At 71.6% G+C, this 19620-nt stretch carries 16 protein-coding genes and 1 tRNA gene; 11 read left to right on the top strand and 6 right to left on the bottom strand.

Annotation, left to right across the window (positions count from 1 at the left end; translation table 11 throughout):
* Positions 1 to 7: 7 nt before the first annotated feature.
* Both MUK52_RS23665 and MUK52_RS23660 read right to left on the bottom strand, forming a co-directional pair.
* Positions 8 to 151, bottom strand: a complete 144-nt coding sequence (locus tag MUK52_RS23665; RefSeq protein WP_114057113.1) for an SPW_0924 family protein — start codon at positions 149 to 151, stop codon at positions 8 to 10.
* A gap of 82 nt (positions 152 to 233) precedes the next feature.
* Positions 234 to 1550: a lytic transglycosylase domain-containing protein gene (locus MUK52_RS23660; RefSeq protein WP_284579839.1), complete on the bottom strand. Its 1317-nt coding sequence runs from the start codon at positions 1548 to 1550 to the stop codon at positions 234 to 236.
* A gap of 246 nt (positions 1551 to 1796) precedes the next feature.
* Between MUK52_RS23660 and MUK52_RS23655 the strand changes: the two genes are divergently transcribed.
* Positions 1797 to 2651, top strand: a complete 855-nt coding sequence (locus tag MUK52_RS23655) for a DUF4184 family protein (protein WP_284579836.1) — start codon at positions 1797 to 1799, stop codon at positions 2649 to 2651.
* 49 nt (positions 2652 to 2700) lie between these two features.
* On the opposite strand, the gene polA is transcribed toward MUK52_RS23655, so the two are convergent.
* Positions 2701 to 5424, bottom strand: coding sequence for a DNA polymerase I (gene polA, locus MUK52_RS23650; protein ID WP_114057116.1), 2724 nt, complete (start codon positions 5422 to 5424; stop codon positions 2701 to 2703).
* Between the two features lie 136 nt (positions 5425 to 5560).
* Between polA and MUK52_RS23645 the strand changes: the two genes are divergently transcribed.
* The 8 genes from MUK52_RS23645 to MUK52_RS23610 all read left to right on the top strand — a co-directional run bounded on the left by MUK52_RS23645 (position 5561) and on the right by MUK52_RS23610 (position 15392).
* Positions 5561 to 7882, top strand: a complete 2322-nt coding sequence (locus MUK52_RS23645; protein ID WP_284579833.1) for an FdhF/YdeP family oxidoreductase — start codon at positions 5561 to 5563, stop codon at positions 7880 to 7882.
* 23 nt (positions 7883 to 7905) lie between these two features.
* Positions 7906 to 8361: a PaaI family thioesterase gene (locus MUK52_RS23640; protein WP_114057118.1), complete on the top strand. Its 456-nt coding sequence runs from the start codon at positions 7906 to 7908 to the stop codon at positions 8359 to 8361.
* A 218-nt stretch (positions 8362 to 8579) separates the two neighbouring features.
* Positions 8580 to 9002, top strand: a complete 423-nt coding sequence (locus tag MUK52_RS23635) for a hypothetical protein (RefSeq protein WP_284579830.1) — start codon at positions 8580 to 8582, stop codon at positions 9000 to 9002.
* A 558-nt stretch (positions 9003 to 9560) separates the two neighbouring features.
* The gene (locus MUK52_RS23630) at positions 9561 to 10796 is read left to right on the top strand and encodes a branched-chain amino acid ABC transporter substrate-binding protein (protein ID WP_114057120.1); all 1236 of its coding nucleotides are present in this window, start codon (positions 9561 to 9563) and stop codon (positions 10794 to 10796) included.
* A 114-nt stretch (positions 10797 to 10910) separates the two neighbouring features.
* A complete protein-coding gene (locus MUK52_RS23625; RefSeq protein WP_114057121.1) occupies positions 10911 to 11843 on the top strand; it encodes a branched-chain amino acid ABC transporter permease in 933 nt (310 codons plus the stop codon).
* Positions 11844 to 11848: 5 nt separating this feature from the next.
* Positions 11849 to 13573 carry a branched-chain amino acid ABC transporter permease gene (locus MUK52_RS23620; RefSeq protein WP_114057122.1) on the top strand — a complete coding sequence of 575 codons (1725 nt, stop codon included), beginning with the start codon at positions 11849 to 11851 and terminating at the stop codon, positions 13571 to 13573.
* Positions 13574 to 13578: 5 nt separating this feature from the next.
* Positions 13579 to 14679 carry an ABC transporter ATP-binding protein gene (locus tag MUK52_RS23615; RefSeq protein WP_284581759.1) on the top strand — a complete coding sequence of 367 codons (1101 nt, stop codon included), beginning with the start codon at positions 13579 to 13581 and terminating at the stop codon, positions 14677 to 14679.
* Entirely contained in the window at positions 14676 to 15392 is a 717-nt protein-coding gene (locus MUK52_RS23610; protein WP_284579825.1) for an ABC transporter ATP-binding protein, read from the top strand. The genes MUK52_RS23615 and MUK52_RS23610 overlap by 4 nt, the downstream gene beginning before the upstream one ends.
* Positions 15393 to 15490: 98 nt before the next feature.
* Here the strand turns inward: MUK52_RS23610 and MUK52_RS23605 are convergent, their stop codons facing one another.
* The gene (locus tag MUK52_RS23605) at positions 15491 to 16147 is read right to left on the bottom strand and encodes an ANTAR domain-containing response regulator (RefSeq protein ID WP_114057124.1); all 657 of its coding nucleotides are present in this window, start codon (positions 16145 to 16147) and stop codon (positions 15491 to 15493) included.
* Positions 16148 to 16246: 99 nt separating this feature from the next.
* Between MUK52_RS23605 and MUK52_RS23600 the strand changes: the two genes are divergently transcribed.
* Positions 16247 to 16321, top strand: a tRNA-Leu gene (locus MUK52_RS23600).
* 110 nt (positions 16322 to 16431) lie between these two features.
* On the top strand, positions 16432 to 17166 hold the full coding sequence (locus MUK52_RS23595; RefSeq protein WP_284579821.1) for a transcriptional regulator: 735 nt from the start codon (positions 16432 to 16434) through the stop codon (positions 17164 to 17166).
* On the opposite strand, the gene MUK52_RS23590 is transcribed toward MUK52_RS23595, so the two are convergent.
* Positions 17167 to 17856 (bottom strand): LppU/SCO3897 family protein, encoded by a 690-nt coding sequence (locus MUK52_RS23590; RefSeq protein ID WP_284579819.1) that lies wholly within the window; start codon positions 17854 to 17856, stop codon positions 17167 to 17169.
* A gap of 168 nt (positions 17857 to 18024) precedes the next feature.
* Entirely contained in the window at positions 18025 to 19452 is a 1428-nt protein-coding gene (pyk, locus tag MUK52_RS23585) for a pyruvate kinase (protein WP_114057126.1), read from the bottom strand.
* Between the last annotated feature and the right edge of the window lie 168 nt (positions 19453 to 19620).

Below are 19620 nucleotides of genomic sequence, written 5' to 3'. Positions count from 1 at the left end.
GGCCCTCTCACGGCTGCCCCGGCGCGGGGGGCGGGCTCGTGAGGAGGGGGTGCGGGGAGGTCCGGCCCCCGGGGGTGCCGAGGGCCGTGACGGCGAGGACGAGGGCGGCCGCGGCGGCGAGGCCGACGGCGGCGGCGAGGAGGGCGCGCATGCCGGGCCTCCGGGATCTGATGAGGTGTCAGAACGGGCACCGTAGCAACGCGGGCACGGGATGGGAACCGCCGGGCGGCCTCCTAACGGGCCGGCGCCGCGCCCGTGCTGCGGCTCGGGCCGGCCCCGGGCTTGGCGGAGGAGGTGGGCGTCGGCCTCGGGCTCGGGGCGGCGGTGGGCTTCGGAGCCGGCGTCGCACTCGGCTTCGGCGACGGCGTTGGCGTAGGGCTCGGGGTGGGGGTGGGGGTGGGGCTCGGCGTCGGCTTTGTGCTCGGCGTGGGGGTCGGCGTCGGGCTCGGCGTGGGGGTCGGCGTCGGGCTCGGCGTGGGCGACGGCTTCGGGCTCGGCGTGGGCGACGGCTTCGGGGTCGGAGTGGGCGTCGGCTCGGGTGTCGGCGTGGGCGACGGCGTCGGCGTCGGCTTCGGTCCTGCGGGGGCCGGTCCCGCGCCTGCTCCCCCGGCGTCGGGGACCTCGTACGCGCCGCCCAGGTAGTACGCGTACCAGGACCGCACCGTCCGCAGGTACGCCCCGGAGTGGTTGTACGACAGCACGGCCCGGTCGAGGTCGGCCGGCACCCGCAGGTCCCGGCTGCCCGCGCAGAGGTAGCGCCCGGCGGCGAGGGCGGCGTCGTGGATGTTGTTCGGGTTGCGGCGGCCGTCGCCGTCGGCGTCCTGGCCCCACGCCGCCCAGGTGGACGGGATGAACTGCATGGGGCCGACCGCGCGGTCGTGGACGGTGTCGCCGTCGTACGCGCCGCCGTCGGTGTCCGGGATGTCCGCGAAGCCGTTGCCGTCGAGGACGGGTCCGAGGATCGGCCGCAGCGTGGTGCCCGCGGCGTCGACGCGGCCGCCGCCGGCCTGGCCCGACTCGACCTTGCCGATCGCGGCGAGCAGCTGCCAGCGCAGTCCGCACCCGGGGTCGGTCCGCCCGACCCGCTGCTCGGCCCGCTGGTACGCGGCGAGCACCGTCGCCGGAATGCCCTGCGCCCCGGACCGCCCGCCCAGGGCGACGGGCCCGCCGCCCTGCCCGCCGCCGGCACCGGCATGCTCGTCCGCGGGCTGCCGTACGGGCGCCGCCTCCGGCGCGGGCGCCGGTACCGCGCCGGGCCGGGCAGCCGGCGGCGGCAGCTCGCGGAGGTAGGCGCCGTCCCCGCCGCCCCCCGTACCGGCCGGCGGGAACGGCGCGGCCGTGGTGGAGCCCGCACCGGCGGCCGCGATGCCGCGGACGGGCCCCTGCGAGGCGGTCAGGGCCGCGGCGACGAGCGCGCACGCGGCGACCGCGGCCGCTCCCCTGCGCAGCCCGCCTCCCGCGGTGCGCTCGCCCGCCCGCGGAGCCGCCGGAGCCGGTATCCGAGCCGCCGACCGATCCGACATGAGCCGGTCCCCCCTCGTCCTCGACATCGGCGTGACCGTACGTCAACTCCCGTCACGGCAAACGTGCCTGCGCTCGGGCTTCACCATTTCCCCACGCCGTCTGCGGGTCGCGCATACTGTCCGGACCCGATCGTGAGCATTGGCCCGAAGTAAAGAAGAAGTCACTGCGCGTGACGTGTGATGCCTCGGCCCCGCGCGCGTCGGCCCGGCCGACCCGGCCGCATCCCCACCCGGCCTGCCGGGAACCGGTCAGAACAACCAGCAAGAGGTGCCGTGCCGTTCACACTCAGCCATGCCGCAGCCGTCCTGCCCGCCGTCCGCCGCACCGGCCGGGCCCGCGGCCCGCTCGTCGCCTCGGCGCTCGTCCTCGGCTCGTTCGCGCCGGACACCTTCTACTTCGCGGACGCCGTCGTGGGAGGGGTGATGGAGTACGGGGCGTTCACGCACTCCCTGCCCGGCCTCCTCACCGCGGACGCGGTGCTGACGGCGCTGCTCGCCGCAGGCTGGCTGCTGCTGCGCGAACCGCTGGTGGCGCTGCTGCCGCGGGCGCGGCAGGGCCGGGTGTACGCCCTGCTCCGCGGGGAGGCGTGGCGCGGCGGCCGCCGGCCGGCGCTCCTCGTGCTGTGGTTCTACCTGTCGGCGGTGCTCGGCTCGCTGACACACCTGGTGTGGGACAGCTTCACGCACCTGGACCGGTGGGGGACGAACGCCCTGCCCCGGCTCGGCGAGCCGCTCGCGCTCGGCTACCCGCTCTACACCTGGCTGCAGTACGGCTCGTCGGCCGTGGCGGCGGGCGCGCTGCTGTGGTTCGCGGCGGCGGCCCTGCGGGCGGCGCCGGACCGGCCGGCGCCCGCGGCGGTCCCGGTCCTGGGACGGGCCGGGGTGCTCGGCGCCGCCGTCCTGGTCGCGGGCTGCACGGCGGCCGGGGCCACCCTGCGTGTGATCCGCTTCTTCACCTTCCACGACCGGGTCCGCTCGCCCCTCGACATCATCCCGACGCTCTGCTTCGGCGCGGGCGGCGGGCTCGCCGTCGGCCTCCTGCTGTACGCGGCGCTGGTGCGGCTGCACCGGCGGCGGAACCGGCGCCCGGCGGAGGAGGAGGCGCGGGAGCCCGTCCCCGCCGGATAGCGGGAACGGGCTCCGAAGCGGGACCGGGCGGGCGCGCCGCCCTCCCGTGTCAGTGGGCGGCGGACTCCCAGTCGGGGCCGACGCCGACGGACACGTCCAGCGGGGCCCGCAACTCGACGGCCGCGCCCATCTCGCGGCGCACCAGCTCCTCGACCTGCTCCCGCTCGCCCGGCGCGATCTCCAGCACGATCTCGTCGTGGACCTGGAGCAGCATCCGGGACCGCAGCCCGGCCCCCGTGATCGCCCGGTCGACGCGCAGCATGGCGACCTTGACGATGTCGGCGGCGGTGCCCTGGATCGGCGCGTTGAGAGCCATCCGCTCGGCGGCCTCGCGGCGCTGCCGGTTGTCGCTGTTCAGGTCGGGGAGGTAGCGGCGGCGGCCGAAGACCGTCGCCGTGTAGCCGGTGGCCCGCGCCTCGTCCACGACGCGCTGGAGGTAGTCGCGGACCCCGCCGAAGCGCTCGAAGAACGTCTCCATCAGGCCGCGCGCCTCGGCCGGCTCGATGCCGAGCTGCTGCGACAGCCCGAACGCCGACAGCCCGTACGCCAGCCCGTACGACATCGCCTTGATCTTGCGGCGCATCTCGGGGTCGACCTGGGAGCGCTCCACCCCGAACACCTGCGAGGCGACGGTGGTGTGCAGGTCCTCCCCGGACAGGAACGCCTGGATCAGGCCCTCGTCCTCGGAGAGGTGGGCCATGACGCGCAGCTCGATCTGGCTGTAGTCGGCGGTCATCAGGGACTCGTAGCCCTCGCCGACGACGAACCCGCGGCGGATGGCGCGGCCCTCGTCGGTGCGCACCGGCACGTTCTGCAGGTTCGGGTCGGTCGAGGACAGCCGGCCGGTCGCGGCGACGGTCTGGCTGAAGCTGGTGTGGACGCGGCCGTCGGCGGCGATCGTCTTGACGAGGCCCTCGACGGTGACGCGCAGCTTCGCCTGCTCCCGGTGCCGCAGCATGATCACGGGGAGTTCGTGGTCGGTCTGGGTCGCGAGCCACGCCAGCGCGTCCGCGTCGGTGGTGTAGCCGGTCTTCGTCTTCTTCGTCTTGGGCAGGTCCAGCTCGCCGAAGAACACCTCCTGGAGCTGCTTGGGGGAGCCCAGGTTGAACTCGTGGCCGACCGCCGCGTGCGCCTCCTTCACGGCCTGCTGCACGGCGCCCGCGAACTGCTGCTCCATGGCCTCCAGGTGGTCGCGGTCGGCGGCGATGCCCGCCCGCTCCATCCGGGCCAGCAGCTCGGACGTCGGCAGCTCCATGTCGTGCAGCAGGTCGGCCGCGCCGACCTCGGCCAGCCTGCCCGTGAACGCCTCGCCGAGGTCGAGGACGGCCCGGGCCTGCGCCATCAGCGCCTCGGCCTCGGCGGTCTCGTCCGCGCCGAAGGCGAGCTGTCCGTCCGCGGCGGGCGGCGCCAGCTCGCGGTGCAGGTACTCCACGGACAGCGCGTCCAGTGCGAAGGACCGCCGGCCCGGCTTGACCAGGTACGCGGCGAGTGCCGTGTCCATGGTGACGCCGGCGAGGCTCCAGCCGTGCTCGGGGAAGACCCGCATCAGCCCCTTGGCGTTGTGCACCACCTTCGGGCGGGAGGCGTCCGCCGCCCACGCCGCGAACGCCCGGTCGTCGGCCTCGTCCAGCGCGGACGGCTCGAACCAGGCGGCCGCCCCGCCGGCCGCGGCCAGCCCGATCTCCGCGATGCTGCCCTGGCCGAGCGCCCAGCTGTCCACCGTGGACACGCCGAGCGGGCCGCCCGCGTGCTCCGCGAGCCACGGCGCGAGCTCCCCGGTGCCGAGCACCGTCCCGTCGAGTTCCACGCCGGCCGCCGGAGCCGGTGCCGCCTCCTCCTGCCCGGCGCCGGGGTCGACGGCCAGGAGCCGCTCCCGCAGCGAGGGGTTGCGGATCTCCAGCACGTCCAGCACACCGGTCACGGCGGAGCGGTCGTACGGGGCGCGCTCCAGGTCCGCGGCGCCCTTGGGCAGCTCCACGTCCCGCACCATCTCGGTGAGCACCCGGTTGAGCTTCACGGCCTCCAGGTGGTCCCGGAAGTTCTGCCCCGCCTTGCCCTTGACCTCGTCGGCCCGCTCCACCAGCTCCGCGAACGACCCGAACTGGTTGATCCACTTCGCGGCGGTCTTCTCCCCGACGCCCGGGATGCCGGGCAGGTTGTCCGACGGGTCGCCGCGCAGCGCCGCGAAGTCCGGGTACTGCTGCGGGGTCAGCCCGTACTTCTCCACGACCTTCCCGGGGGTGAAGCGCGTCAGCTCCGAGACCCCCTTCGTCGGGTACAGCACCGTGGTGTGCTCGGAGACCAGCTGGAAGGAGTCCCGGTCGCCGGTGACGATCAGCACCTCGTACCCGAGCGCCTCGGCCTGGGTGGCCAGCGTCGCGATCACGTCGTCGGCCTCGAAGCCCTCCACCGCGAACCGCGGCACGTTCATCGCGTCCAGCAGCTCGCCGATCAGCTCGACCTGCCCCTTGAACTCGTCCGGCGTCTTCGAGCGGTTCGCCTTGTACTCGGGGAACTCCGTCGACCGCCACGTCTTGCGGGAGACGTCGAACGCGACCGCGAAGTGCGTGGGCGCCTCGTCGCGCAGCGTGTTCGCCAGCATCGACGCGAAGCCGTAGATCGCGTTCGTCGTCTGTCCCGAGGCCGTCGTGAAGTTCTCCGCGGGCAGCGCGAAGAACGCCCGGTACGCCAGGGAGTGCCCGTCCATGAGCATCAGGCGGGGGCGGTCCGCTGCGGTCGTCTGGTCGGTCTTCTTCGATGCGTTCTCTGCCACGCTCCCGATCCTAGGCGGCCCCGCCGACAATTCCGGCTCCGGCGACCTGGCCCGGGCGTGACAGGATCGGACGTACAGGCGAAGACGCCCGGGCCCGCCGGGCACGCACCACCCGACATGCCCGAAGGGGACCGACATGGCCGCCAAGCCGCCCGCAGGGGATCCCGTCCAGGACGCGCCGCAGGTCGCGCCCCCCAAGCACGCCGCGGCGGGCCTGCCCGCCATCGGGCACACCCTGAGGATCGCCCAGGCGCAGATGGGCCTGGCCCGCACCGCCCGCACCCTCCTCAAGGTCAACCAGAAGGACGGCTTCGACTGCCCCGGCTGCGCCTGGCCCGAGGGCGACAAGCGGCACACGGCGGAGTTCTGCGAGAACGGCGCCAAGGCCGTCGCCGAGGAGGCCACCCTGCGCCGGGTCACCCCCGGCTTCTTCGCCGCCCACTCCGTCGCCGACCTGGCCTCCCGCTCCGGCTACTGGCTGGGCCAGCAGGGCCGGCTCACCCAGCCCGTCCACCTCGCCGAGGGCGCCGACCACTACGCGCCGGTCTCCTGGGAGCGCGCCTTCGAGATCATCGCCGAGGAGCTGAACGCCCTCGACTCCCCCGACGAGGCCCTCTTCTACACCTCCGGCCGCACCAGCAACGAGGCCGCGTTCCTCTTCCAGCTGTTCGCCCGCGAGTTCGGCACGAACAACCTGCCCGACTGCTCCAACATGTGCCACGAGTCCTCGGGCTCCGCGCTCACCGAGACGATCGGCATCGGCAAGGGCAGCGTCAGCCTGGACGACCTGCACCAGGCCGACCTGATCATCGTCGCCGGGCAGAACCCCGGCACCAACCACCCCCGCATGCTCTCCGCCCTGGAGAAGGCGAAGGCCTCCGGAGCGAAGATCATCTCGGTGAACCCGCTGCCCGAGGCCGGCATGGAGCGGTTCAAGAACCCGCAGACCCCCCTGGGCATGCTCCGCGGCACCCCCCTGAACGACCTGTTCCTGCAGATCCGCATCGGCGGCGACCAGGCCCTCTTCCGGCTCCTCAACAAGCTGGTCATCGAGGCCGACGGCGCCGTCGACGAGGACTTCGTCCGCGAACACACCCACGGCTACGAGGAGTTCGCCGCCGCCGCGCGGAAGGCCGACTGGGCCGAGACCCTCACCGCGACCGGCCTCACCCGCCCCGAGATCGAACGCGCCCTCGCCATGGTCCTGGCGTCGGAGCGCACCATCGTCTGCTGGGCCATGGGCCTCACCCAGCACAAGCACGCCGTCGCCACCATCCGCGAAGTCGTCAACCTGCTGCTGCTCCGCGGCGACATCGGCCGCCCCGGCGCCGGCGTCTGCCCCGTCCGCGGCCACTCCAACGTCCAGGGCGACCGGACCATGGGCATCTTCGAACGGCCCGCCCCCGCCTTCCTCGACGCCCTCGACAGGGAGTTCGGGATCACTTCCCCCCGCCACCACGGCCACGACGTCGTCCGCGCCATCGAGGCCCTCCGCGACGGCAGGGCGAAGGTCCTCTTCGCCATGGGCGGCAACTTCGTCGCCGCCACCCCCGACACCGGCGTCACCGAGGCCGCCGTCCGCCGCGCCGCCCTCACCGTGCACGTCTCGACCAAGCTCAACCGCTCGCACGCCGTCACCGGCCGGCAGGCCCTGATCCTGCCGACCCTCGGCCGCACCGACCGGGACGTCCAGGCCACCGGCCGCCAGTTCGTCACCGTCGAGGACTCCATGGGCATGGTCCACGCCTCCCGCGGCAACCTCGCCCCGGCCTCCCCCCACCTGCTCTCCGAACCCGCCATCGTCGCCCGTACCGCGCGCGCCGTCCTCGGCGGCGCCTCCGCCACCCCGTGGGAGGAGTTCGAGCGCGACTACCGCGCCATCCGCGACCGCATCTCCCGCGTCATCCCCGGCTTCGAGGACTACAACGCGCGCGCCGCCCGCCCCGAGGGCTTCCGCCTCCCCCACGCCCCGCGCGACGAGCGCCGCTTCCCCACCGCCACCGGCAAGGCCAACTTCACCGCCGCACCCGTCGAGTACCCGCGCGTCCCCGAAGGCCGCCTGCTGCTGCAGACCCTGCGCAGCCACGACCAGTACAACACCACCATCTACGGCCTGGACGACCGCTACCGCGGCATCACGGGCGGCCGCCGCGTGGTCCTCGTCCACCCCGAGGACGCCGCGGCGCTCGGCCTCGCCGACGGCTCCTACACCGACCTCGTCAGCGAGTGGAAGGACGGCGTCGAGCGGCGCGCTCCCGGCTTCCGCGTCGTGCACTACCCGACCGCACGCGGCTGCGCGGCCGCCTACTACCCCGAGACGAACGTCCTCGTCCCCCTCGGCTCCACCGCCGACACCAGCAACACCCCCGCCAGCAAGTCCGTCGTCGTCCGCTTCGAACCGGCCCCGGAGCAAGCGCTCGCTCAGCAGCCTGATAGGAAGGGCGTTAACGAGCGTTGACACCCGCAGAACGGAGACGGCCCATGGGCGAGCAGCACGCGGTGAAGTTCCCGCAGGAGGTCCTCGACGAGTACGCCGCCCTCGGCATCGACCTGCCGGCGCTGTTCTCGGCGGGACACCTGGGCGAGCGGATGGACATCCGCGTGCTGGAGGCCTCCGCCGAGCGCGTCGTCGGCACCATGCCGGTCGAGGGGAACACCCAGCCGTACGGGCTCCTCCACGGAGGGGCCTCCGCGGTCCTCGCCGAGACGCTCGGCTCCGTCGGGGCGATGCTGCACGGCGGCATCGGGAAGATCGCCGTCGGCGTCGACCTGAACTGCACGCACCACCGCGGGGTGCGCTCCGGCCTCGTCACCGGCGTGGCCACGCCGGTGCACCGGGGCCGCTCGACGGCCACGTACGAGATCGTGATCAGCGACGAGCAGGACCGCCGGGTCTGCAGCGCCCGGCTCACCTGCCTCCTGCGCGACGCGGGCTGACCACCACGCCGGGCCGGGGGCATGCGGCGGAAGGCCGGGCGGGGCAGGGCAGCCGGAGGGGGCGGCCGCTGCGCGGAGCGGTTCCCCTCCCCACCCCTTCCCGAAACCGGGGGCGCCGGCCTCTGAGCCGCCGTCAGGGCGCGAGGCCCGGGGCGGGATTGCGTCAGGGAGGCGGCCCGGCGTTGTGTCACCGAAGGTGACGGCCTACCGTCGACGGCATGCGTCCGCTCGGCCGCTCCGCGGCCCACGCCACCACCGTCGCACTCCTCGCAGCCGCCCCGCTCGCAGCCTCCGCCGCCTGCACCCCGGCCGCCCCTCCGGCCCCGCCCAAGTCCGCCCCGGCGGCCGCGCCGCGCCCGTCCTCCCCTGCCGAGATCTGTTCTGCTCTCGTGTCGTACTGGGCGAAAGAGGCCCTCGCAGGCGGCAGGTGGGCCGGCTTGGACTGGGAGCAGAAGGGGCTGTCGAACGCCCAGTTCGCGATCCACGAGGATGCCGTCGCCGCAGGTCGGGCCGTGGAGCGAACTCACGGGCGGAACAAGGCACTTGAAGTTGTCGACCGGGTCGTCGCCGAGCGCTGCGCGGCCGAGGGCGGAGCGACCGGGAGTTCGGAGCACCGGCGGGCGCCGAGCCCGGCCGGGTGACCGGATTCCCGTGTGCGGTGTCCGGCTTCCGGGCGGCAGGGGCCCGGAGCGGGCCGGTGCAGGTCGGGGCCGGTGGGGGGCGTTCCGCACGACTCCCCCGCCCCCGCACCAGGGCCCAACCACCCGAAGTGGATCAAGAACAGTCATTACCGTCAGTAATGACCACGCCCCACAGAATCCCCTTTTACGTGCGCGGAATGCCGCTCCCGCGATTCTTTCGGACACTCCCTGCGACATTCGGCCGGTTTTGATCTATGACAGGACCATGAGGCCCTCAAGCCCCTTAGAGAACCCGCGAATTCTCACGATGCGGACAATGCCCCCGGGCGCCAAACGTCCGTTCTGTCCCTACTCCGGCCTCACATTCTTGGCCTTGGCATAACAAGACAGTCACATCCTCCTTTCCCCGCTCCCCCCACTCCCCACCGCGGCCTAGAGTCACGGCCAGTCACCGCGCCACAGGGCGCACCCCAGCACGGCCGTGGACTCCCAGTGCGGCCCGGCGACCCATCGGCACAGCCCCAACTCGGGGCAGCCGCGCCAGGGAAAGGAAGAATCGTGCGACACCGTTCTCTGCTCGTCCTTACCACCGTGATCACCACGGGAGCACTGACCCTCACCGCCTGCGGTTCGCGCGACGAAGCGAAGACCGGCGACAACGCCGGCGGCGGCAAGACCGTCGTCGTCATCGGCGTCGACGCCCCGCTCACCGGATCCCTTTCGGCCCTCGGCCAGGGAATCAAGAACTCCGTTGACCTCGCGGCCAAGACCGCGAACAAGAACAACGAAGTCCCCGGCGTCGAATTCAAGGTCGAAGCGCTCGACGACCAGGCAGTTCCTGCCTCCGGCCAGGCAAACGCCACCAAGCTCGTAGGCAACAAGGACGTTCTCGGCGTGGTCGGCCCCCTGAACTCCGGCGTCGCCCAGCAGATGCAGGGCGTCTTCGCCTCGGCGAACCTCGCCCAGGTCTCCCCGGCCAACACCAACCCGTCCCTGAGCCAGGGCGACAACTGGGGCAAGGGCGAGTTCAAGCGCCCCTTCAAGACCTACTTCCGCACCGCCGCCACCGACGTGGTCCAGGGCAAGTTCGCCGCCCAGTACCTCTTCAAGGACGCAGGCAAGAAGAAGGTCTTCGTCGTCGACGACAAGCAGACCTACGGCGCCGGCCTCGCCGGCATCTTCTCGGAGGAGTTCAAGAAGCTCGGCGGCGAGGTCGTCGGCACCGACCACGTCACCGTCAAGGAGACCGACTTCTCCTCGACCGCCGACAAGGTCAAGTCCTCCGGCGCCGACTCCGTCTACTTCGGCGGCCAGTACCCCGAGGGCGGCCTGCTCTCCGACCAGATCAAGAAGACCGGCGCCGCCATCCCGCTCTTCGGCGGCGACGGCATCTACGACCCGGCCTTCATCTCGGCCTCCGCCGAGGCCAACGACGGCGACCTCGCGACCTCCATCGGCGCCCCCGTCGAGAAGCTCGACACCGCCAAGAAGTTCATCGAGGACTACAAGGCCGGCGGCTACAAGGACCCGTACGCGGCCTACGGCGGCTACTCGTACGACGCCGGCTGGGCCATCGTCCAGGCGGTCAAGGCCGTCGTCGCCGCCAACGGCGGCAAGGTCCCGGCCGACGCCCGCGCCAAGGTCGTCGAGGCCCTCGGCAAGGTCTCCTTCGACGGTGTGACCGGCAAGGTCTCGTTCGACGAGTTCGGCGACACCACCAACAAGCAGCTCACGGTCTACAAGGTCGAGGGCGGCAAGTGGGTCGACGTCAAGAGCGACACCTTCAACCAGTAGTCGCCGCGCCTGACGGCGCCCACACCTGACCGACCCCAAGAACCAAGCCGCGCGAGGGCGCAAACAGCGCCCTCGCGCGGACTCTTATCCGACACGCACATCGGAGGCCCTGCGGTGCACGAACTGCCGCAACAGCTGGCCAACGGCCTTGCCCTCGGTGCCCTTTACGGCCTCATCGCCATCGGGTACACCATGGTCTACGGCATCGTCCAGCTCATCAACTTCGCCCACGGCGAGATCTTCATGATCGGGGGCTTCGGCGCCCTCACCACCTACACCGCACTCCCGAGCGGAACCTCGCTCCTGGTGGCGATACCCCTCATGATCCTCGGAGGCGCCCTTGCCTCCGTCGCCGTGGCCACCGCAGCCGAGCGCTTCGCCTACCGCCCGCTGCGGGGGGCACCGCGCCTGGCACCCCTCATCACCGCCATCGGCCTCTCGATCGCACTCCAGCAGCTCGTCTGGCAGTTCTACCCGAACGCCAAGAAGGCCGTCACCTTCCCGGAGTTCACCGGCAAGGCCTTCCAGATCACCGACAACCTGGCCATCCAGCGCGCCGACGCCTTCGTCCTCGCCCTGGCCCCGCTCTGCATGCTCGCCCTCGGCGTCTTCGTCTCCAAGAGCCGCAGCGGCCGCGCCATGCAGGCCACCGCCCAGGACCCCGACACCGCCAAGCTGATGGGCATCAACACCGACCGCATCATCGTCATGGCCTTCGCCATCGGTGCCGCGTTCGCCGCCGTCGCCGCCGTCGCGTACGGCGTCGACAAGGGCCAGATCAACTTCGAGATGGGCTTCATCCTCGGCCTCAAGGCGTTCACCGCGGCCGTCCTCGGCGGCATCGGCAACATCTACGGCGCCATGGTCGGCGGCGTCGTGCTCGGCCTCGCCGAGGCCCTCTCGATCGCCTACATCGAGGAGATCCCCGGCATGGAGCAGCTCGGCGGCGGCGCCTGGGCCAACGTCTGGGCCTTCGTCCTCCTCATCGTCGTCCTCCTCGTGCGGCCCCAAGGCCTGCTCGGCCAGCGCGTCACGGATCGGGCGTGAGAACCATGACCACCACCGAAACCACCCCCGCCACCGTGGCCGCGCAGCCCGCCACCGCCAACAGGACCCTGCTGTACGCGATCACCGGCGGCTCCGCCCTGACCGTCATCAGCGCCTTCCTGGCGTGGACGTACACCACCGCCTTCCCGGGCAACCTCACCCTCTACGGGTACCCCGCGCCCCTCCAGATGCTCACCCTGGTCGGCGCACTCCTCACCGGGCTCTACGCCCTCTCCGCCCTCGGCACCAAGGGGCTCGGCTGGCTCGCCCCGAACGGCCACAGCGCCACCCTCCGCTTCCTCGCCGCCGGCGCGGCCGCCACCACCGTCTTCACCGTCGGCTCGATCGCCGTCGAACTCGGCGGCCTCGTCCACCTGGAGCCCGGAGCCTGGGTCGCCGCCCTCGCCTCGCTGGTCCCGGCCGCCGCCGCCTTCAAGCTCGCGGACGACAAGCGCAAGGCCGCCCCCGCGGGCACCCTCCCCTCCTGGGCCGAGATCCTCATCATCGTCGGCGTCTACGCCCTCGGCCTCTACGTCATCACGTTCGGCATCGACACCGATGACAAGGAACCGCAGCTCTTCATCGCGTACCTGATCACCGTCGGCCTCGCCGCCACGGGCCTGATGAAGTCCGGTCTCCCCGACCGCTTCGCCGCGATCACCGGCCGGCACCGCCAGGTCGCCCTCATCGCGACCGCGGCCGCCTTCATCGGCTTCCCGTTCATCCAGCAGAGCGGCGACACCTACACCCTGATCGCCGTCAACATCCTGATCTTCGCGACCGTCGCCCTCGGCCTCAACGTCGTCGTCGGCCTCGCCGGCCTCCTCGACCTCGGCTACGTCGCCTTCCTCGGCGTCGGTGCCTACACCGCCGCCCTGGTCTCCGGAAGCACCGCCTCCGCCTTCGGTGTCCACCTGCCCTTCTGGGCCGCCGTCATCGTCGGGGCCATCGCCTCCCTCGTCTTCGGCGTCGTCATCGGTGCACCGACCCTGCGCCTGCGCGGCGACTACCTCGCCATCGTGACCCTCGGCTTCGGAGAGATCTTCCGCATCGCCATGGGCAACCTCGACGGCACCTCCGGCCCCAAGATCACCAACGGCCCCAACGGCATCCCGAACATCCCCCACCTCGAACTCTTCGGGTGGAACTTCGGCGAGGCCCACAACGTCTTCGGCATCACGCTCGGCGCCTACGCCAACTACTACCTGCTGATGCTGCTGGTCATGGCCCTGGTCATCCTGGTGTTCGCCCGCGCCGGCAACAGCCGTATCGGACGCGCCTGGGTCGCCATCCGCGAGGACGAGACCGCCGCCGAAGCCATGGGCATCAACGGCTTCCGCGTCAAGCTCATCGCCTTCGCCCTCGGCGCCACCCTCGCCGGCCTCGCCGGCACCGTCCAGGCACACGTCAACACCACGGTCGTCCCCGAGAACTACGTCTTCGCCGGGCCCGTCCCGCCGAACTCCGCGTTCCTCCTCGCCGCCGTCATCCTCGGCGGCATGGGAACCATCCGCGGACCCATCCTCGGCTCCGCACTCCTCTTCCTGATCCCCGCGAAGCTCCAGTTCCTCCAGGACTACCAGCTCCTCGGGTTCGGCATCGCCCTCATCCTGCTCATGCGCCTGCGCCCCGAAGGCCTCATCGCCGACAAGCGCGCCAAGCTCGAGTACCACGACGACACCGCTGACCAGGCCCCCACCGACCTGGCCACCGCCAAGGCGGGTGCGTGAACACCATGACGACCACCACCGACACCACCACCAAGCCCGCCGCCGCACCGGCCGGCGAGACCGTCCTCGACGCGAGCGGCGTCACCATGCGCTTCGGCGGCCTCACCGCCGTCAAGGGCGTCGACCTCCAGGTCAACTCGGGCGAGATCGTCGGACTCATCGGCCCCAACGGCGCCGGCAAGACCACCTTCTTCAACTGCCTCACCGGCCTGTACGTCCCCACCGAGGGCAAGGTCAGCTACAAGGGCACCGTCCTTCCGCCCAAGCCCCACCTGGTCACGCAGGCAGGCATCGCCCGCACCTTCCAGAACATCCGGCTCTTCTCCAACATGACGGTGCTGGAGAACGTCCTCGTCGGACGCCACACCCGCACCAAGGAGGGCCTCTGGTCGGCCCTCCTGCGCGGCCCCGGCTTCAAGAAGGCCGAAGCCGCCTCCGAGGCCCGGGCCATGGAGCTCCTGGAGTTCATCGGCCTGGAGCACAAGGCCCAGCACCTGGCGAAGAACCTCCCGTACGGCGAGCAGCGCAAGCTCGAAATCGCCCGCGCCCTCGCCAGCGACCCCGGCCTCCTGCTCCTCGACGAGCCGACCGCCGGCATGAACCCGCAGGAGACCCGCGCGGCCGAGGAGCTCATCTTCGCCATCCGGGACAAGGGCATCGCCGTCCTCGTCATCGAGCACGACATGCGCTTCATCTTCAACCTGTGCGACCGGGTCGCCTGCCTCGTCCAGGGCGAGAAGCTCATCGAGGGCACCGCCGCGGAGGTCCAGGGTGACGAGCGCGTCATCGCCGCCTACCTCGGCGAGCCCTTCGACGGCGCCCCCGGCGCCGCCGAGGCCGCCGAGGTCGAGGCCGCCGAGCAGCACGCCGCCGAAGCCGCCGGGGCCGCCGCCCCGGCGAAGGCGGACGCCCCGGCCAAGGCCGGGGACACCGAGGAGGACGCCGCCGACGCCGAAGGCCAGGACGACGACACCGCGGACGACGCCGATACCGCGGACGACGCCGACACCCCGGCCGACGCCGACACCGCAGAGGAGGCCGGAACCGACACGGAGCCGGCCGCCGACGCGGACAGCACCACCAGCAAGGACGGAGAAGCCAAGTGACCATACTGATGGAGGTCAACGACCTCAAGGTCGCCTACGGCAAGATCGAGGCCGTCAAGGGCATCTCCTTCACCGTCGAGACCGGGCAGATCGTCTGCCTCGTCGGCACCAACGGCGCCGGCAAGACGACGACCCTCCGCACCCTCTCGGGCCTCATCAAGCCCCGCGGCGGCACCATCACCTTCGACGGCCAGCCCCTCGGCACCGTCCCCGCCCACAAGATCGTCTCCCTGGGCCTCGCCCACTCCCCCGAGGGACGCCACATCTTCCCCCGGCTGACGATCGCCGAGAACCTCCAGCTCGGCGCCTTCCTCCGCAACGACAAGGAAGGCATCGAGAAGGACATCCAGCGCGCCTACGAGCTCTTCCCCATCCTGGGCGAGCGCCGCAAGCAGGCCGCCGGCACCCTCTCGGGCGGCGAGCAGCAGATGCTCGCGATGGGCCGCGCGCTCATGTCGCGCCCGAAGCTGCTCATGCTGGACGAGCCCTCCATGGGCCTCTCCCCGCTGATGATGCACAAGATCATGTCCACCATCGCGGAACTCAAGGCCCAGGGCATGACGATCCTCCTCGTCGAGCAGAACGCCCAGGCCGCGCTCTCCCTGGCCGACCAGGCGCACGTCATGGAGATCGGCAAGATCGTCCTCTCGGGCACCGGCCAGGAGCTCCTCCACAACGAGGACGTCCGCAAGGCCTACCTCGGCGAGGACTGACCGCCGCGGCACCGCCCGCACACGGGTGAGGCCCGCCACCGGATTCCGGTGGCGGGCCTCACCCGTCTGTACGCGCGTGCCGTCCGGCGGGGCGGGCCTCAGCCCTGCCTGGCCGCGTTCTTCTTCTCCTCGGCGTCCTCGATGACCGCCTCCGCGACCTGCTGCATCGACATCCGCCGGTCCATAGACGTCTTCTGGATCCACCGGAACGCCGCCGGCTCCGACAGCCCGTACTGCGTCTGCAGGATGCTCTTCGCGCGGTCCACCAGCTTCCGGGTCTCCAGCCGCTGCGCGAGGTCCGCGACCTCCTTCTCCAGCGCCCGCAGCTCCGCGAACCGCGACACCGCCATCTCGATGGCCGGCACGACGTCGCTCTTGCTGAACGGCTTCACCAGGTACGCCATGGCCCCGGCGTCCCGCGCCCGCTCCACGAGCTCGCGCTGCGAGAACGCCGTCAGCATCAGGACCGGCGCGATCGACTCCTGGGCGATCTTCTCCGCCGCCGAGATGCCGTCCAGGACGGGCATCTTCACGTCCAGGATGACCAGGTCCGGGCGGTGCTCCCGGGCCAGCTCGACGGCGGTCTGCCCGTCGCCGGCCTCGCCGACCACGGAGTAGCCCTCCTCCTCGAGCATCTCCTTGAGGTCGAGACGGATGAGCGCCTCGTCCTCGGCGATGACGACGCGGGTCGTCAGCGGCGGAACGTGCGACTGGTCGGCGTCGGGCGTGGGCGTCGACTCGTGCTCGGCGGTCACGGTGGGCTCCTCGATGCGGGGCAGACAAGCTCCCCCGAGCCTACCTAGCTGCGGTAAGGTGGACACGCAGCGGGTCGATGACAACCTTCGATTCGTTGGGCCCCGGTAGCCCAATTGGCAGCAGGCGATGGATTCAAAACCCATACAGTGTCGGTTCGAGTCCGACCCGGGGCACTTTTCCTTGAATTCCATGGTCACGCGACAGCGCGTGACCATCACCCTTTCCGGGGAACGAGACCCGTTTCGGGCGATCTACGGCGTCCTTCTGCGCAAACGTCGCGCACATGTACGACATCGCCACCCGTCGACGAGCCCTCGCTCTGGTCGAGCAAGGTCGCAGCCTGAACTCGGTGAGCGCCGAGACCGGCATCTCCCGCTCCGCCCTGCGCGCCTGGCGGATCCGAATCGAGCCGCTCCGCCGCACGGGCCGGGACACCGAATGTGTCGGCCCCGCCGACCAGGAGGCCTACGTCTATCTGCTCGGCCTCTATCTCGGCGACGGCTGCATCAGCCCCCACCCACGCGGGGGACACCACCTGCGCATCGCCTGCGGGGAGGCCTGGCCCGGCTTGATCGAACTGTGCCGGGCAGCGATAGCCGCCGTCCGCCCGACGAACCGGGTCTACGTCCTGAAGCGGTCCGGCTGGGTCGTGGTGACCAGCTTCGGACACCACTGGACCTGCCTGTTCCCCCAGCACGCCCCGGGCAAGAAGCACGACCGCCGCATCCACCTGCTCCCCTGGCAGCAGGCCATGGTCGACACCCACCCGTGGGCCCTCGTCCGCGGTCTGATCCACTCCGACGGATGCCGGATCACCAACTGGACCGTCCGCAACGGCAAGCGGTACGAGTACCCGCGCTACTTCTTCACCAACAAGTCGGCGGACATCACCGCCCTCCTGACGACCACCCTGGACCGCCTCGGGGTGAGCTGGACGCGCGCCAACCAGCACAACACCTCCATCGCCCGCAGGGAGTCCGTGGCGCTCATGGACATGCACGTCGGGCCGAAGCACTAGCTACCGGCGGGCGTAGCTGCCGATGCCGACGAGGCAGTAGACGTACTGGTTGATGGGGACGCCGTTGCGCGTGTAGCTGTGCGAGAAGGCGTACTCGGTCCTGGGGTTGGCCTGGCAGCGCTCCATCTCCGTGGTGAAGGGGAAGCGCTGGATGACCTTGTAGTGCGCGTCGGCGGCGGAGCAGGGGACTTCGTTGACGTTGTGAACGCGGGTCGCGGTGGTCGAGTCGGGGAGGGTGCCGTTGAGGCAGGTGCCTTCGTCGTACGGGCTGGGCTGGGGGGCGGCGCTGGTGGGCGTGCCGAGGTCCGGCAGGTCGAGGGTGGGGAGGGGCGCCGGGGTCCAGGGGCGGGCGGAGGAGCCGGCGGCGGGGCGCTTGTCGGCGGTGGTGTCGGTGTCGTCGTCGGCGAGGGCGGCGATGCCGGCGACGAGCGCGGCGGCGCCGAGGACGGCGAGGAGGCAGCCGAGGGGGTTGCCCTTCCGGGCCGGCGGCGGGGCGCCGGCCACCTGTATGCGGAAGAGGACCTCCTGGCCCGCTATCCGTCCGCGGACGAGGTCGCCGTGTCGGGTGGGCGGGAGTGAGAGGCGTGCGGTGGCGCCGTCGCGGAGGGGGAGGTTGAGGACGGTGCCCGCGGCGGCTTGTTCGGGCGTGAGGGTGATCGGGATCTCCTGCGGCGGCACGGGCTTCTCCATGAGGTGGGTAGAGCCGGGTGTTCCGTGGTCGTCGCGGGGATTGTGCCGGGTGCCGGGGCGGTGACGCAGTGGTTCCGGCGGAGTGGTGGCGGATCGTTGCCGGCGGGTGTGCGGGCGCCCCCGCCGGAGGTGGTGGCGGGGGCGTGCGGGGTGCCTGGGGTGTACGCGTCAGCGGACGGGGCGGCCGATGCGGTGGACGCGGACGAGGTTGGTGGAGCCGGTGACGCCGGGAGGCGAGCCGGCGGTGATGACGACGGTGTCGCCGGGGACGCAGCGGCCGATGCGGAGGAGCTCTTCCTCGACCTGGGCGACCATCGCGTCGGTGGAGTCGACGTGGGGGCCGAGGAAGGTTTCGACGCCCCAGGTGAGGCTGAGCTGGGAGCGGGTCGCGGCGTCGGGGGTGAAGGCGAGGAGGGGGATGGGAGAGCGGTAGCGGGAGAGGCGTCGGACGGTGTCGCCGCTCTGGGTGAACGCGACGAGGAACTTGGCCCCGAGGAAGTCGCCCATTTCGGCGGCCGCGCGGGCGACGGCTCCGCCCTGGGTGCGGGGCTTGCTGCGCTCGGTGAGCGGCGGGAGGCCCTTGGCGAGGATGTCCTCTTCGGCGGCTTCGACGATGCGGGACATGGTCTTGACGGTGTCGACGGGGTATTTGCCGACGCTGGTCTCGCCGGAGAGCATGACGGCGTCGGTGCCGTCGATGACGGCGTTGGCGACGTCGGAGGCCTCGGCTCGCGTGGGCCGGCTGTTTTCGATCATCGAGTCGAGCATCTGCGTGGCGACGATGACCGGCTTGGCGTTGCGCTTGGCGAGCTTGACGGCGCGCTTCTGGACGATCGGGACCTGTTCCAGGGGCATCTCGACGCCGAGGTCGCCGCGCGCGACCATGATGCCGTCGAAGGCGGCCACGATGTCGTCGATGTTCTCGACGGCCTGGGGCTTTTCGATTTTGGCGATGACGGGGAGGCGGCGGCCTTCCTCGTCCATGATGCGGTGGACGTCGTCGATGTCGCGGCCGGTGCGGACGAAGGACAGGGCGATGACGTCGGCGCCGGTGCGCAGCGCCCAGCGGAGGTCGTCGATGTCCTTGTCGGAGAGGGCGGGGACGGAGACGGCGACGCCGGGGAGGTTGAGCCCCTTGTGGTCGGAGACCATGCCGCCTTCGATGACGCGGGTGTGGACGCGGGGGCCGTCGACGGCGGTGACTTCGAGGGTCACACGGCCGTCGTCGACGAGGATGCGCTCGCCGGGGGTGACGTCGGCGGCGAGGCCCTTGTAGGTGGTGCCGCAGGTGTGGCGGTCGCCGGGGGTGTCCTCGACGGTGACGGTGAAGGTGTCGCCGCGTTCAAGGAGTACGGGTCCTTCGGTGAAGCGTCCGAGGCGGATCTTCGGGCCTTGAAGGTCGGCGAGGATGCCGACGCTGCGGCCGGTCTCGTCTGCGGCCTTGCGCACGCGCTCGTAGCGCTCCTCGTGTTCGGCGTAGGTGCCGTGGCTGAGGTTGAGGCGGGCGATGTCCATTCCGGCTTCGACCAGGGCTTTGATCTGGTCGTATGAGTCGGTGGCGGGTCCCAGGGTACATACGATTTTTGCTCGGCGCATGAGGTGAGCGTATGCCCTACCGGGCGGTAGGCGGTGGGCTTCCGGTGTCCGCCCAACAACGCCTGGGCGAAGGGTTGTTGACAATTGTTGAATGTGCGTGGGGGTGCTCTGATGAGCACCCCCGGGGTGGGTTTCCGTGCGGTTCTCCAGGCTGTTTTCCGCGGGTCC

It is taken from the genome of Streptomyces sp. 2P-4, from assembly GCF_030167965.1.
Classification (GTDB): Bacteria; Actinomycetota; Actinomycetes; order Streptomycetales; family Streptomycetaceae; genus Streptomyces; species Streptomyces globosus_A.
Note: the sequence above shows the minus strand (reverse complement) of the source record. Positions and strands in the feature narration are given on the sequence as shown.

Bases quoted from the DNA above. Each gene is read 5' to 3' on its own strand.
- MUK52_RS23665 (WP_114057113.1), bottom strand. From the start codon at position 151: ATGCGCGCCCTCCTCGCCGCCGCCGTCGGCCTCGCCGCCGCGGCCGCC.
- MUK52_RS23660 (WP_284579839.1), bottom strand. From the start codon at position 1,550: ATGTCGAGGACGAGGGGGGACCGGCTCATGTCGGATCGGTCGGCGGCT.
- MUK52_RS23645 (WP_284579833.1), top strand. From the start codon at position 5,561: ATGGCCGCCAAGCCGCCCGCAGGGGATCCCGTCCAGGACGCGCCGCAG.
- MUK52_RS23640 (WP_114057118.1), top strand. From the start codon at position 7,906: ATGGGCGAGCAGCACGCGGTGAAGTTCCCGCAGGAGGTCCTCGACGAG.
- MUK52_RS23635 (WP_284579830.1), top strand. From the start codon at position 8,580: ATGCGTCCGCTCGGCCGCTCCGCGGCCCACGCCACCACCGTCGCACTC.
- MUK52_RS23620 (WP_114057122.1), top strand. From the start codon at position 11,849: ATGACCACCACCGAAACCACCCCCGCCACCGTGGCCGCGCAGCCCGCC.
- MUK52_RS23615 (WP_284581759.1), top strand. From the start codon at position 13,579: ATGACGACCACCACCGACACCACCACCAAGCCCGCCGCCGCACCGGCC.
- MUK52_RS23595 (WP_284579821.1), top strand. From the start codon at position 16,432: ATGTACGACATCGCCACCCGTCGACGAGCCCTCGCTCTGGTCGAGCAA.
- MUK52_RS23590 (WP_284579819.1), bottom strand. From the start codon at position 17,856: ATGGAGAAGCCCGTGCCGCCGCAGGAGATCCCGATCACCCTCACGCCC.
- pyk (WP_114057126.1), bottom strand. From the start codon at position 19,452: ATGCGCCGAGCAAAAATCGTATGTACCCTGGGACCCGCCACCGACTCA.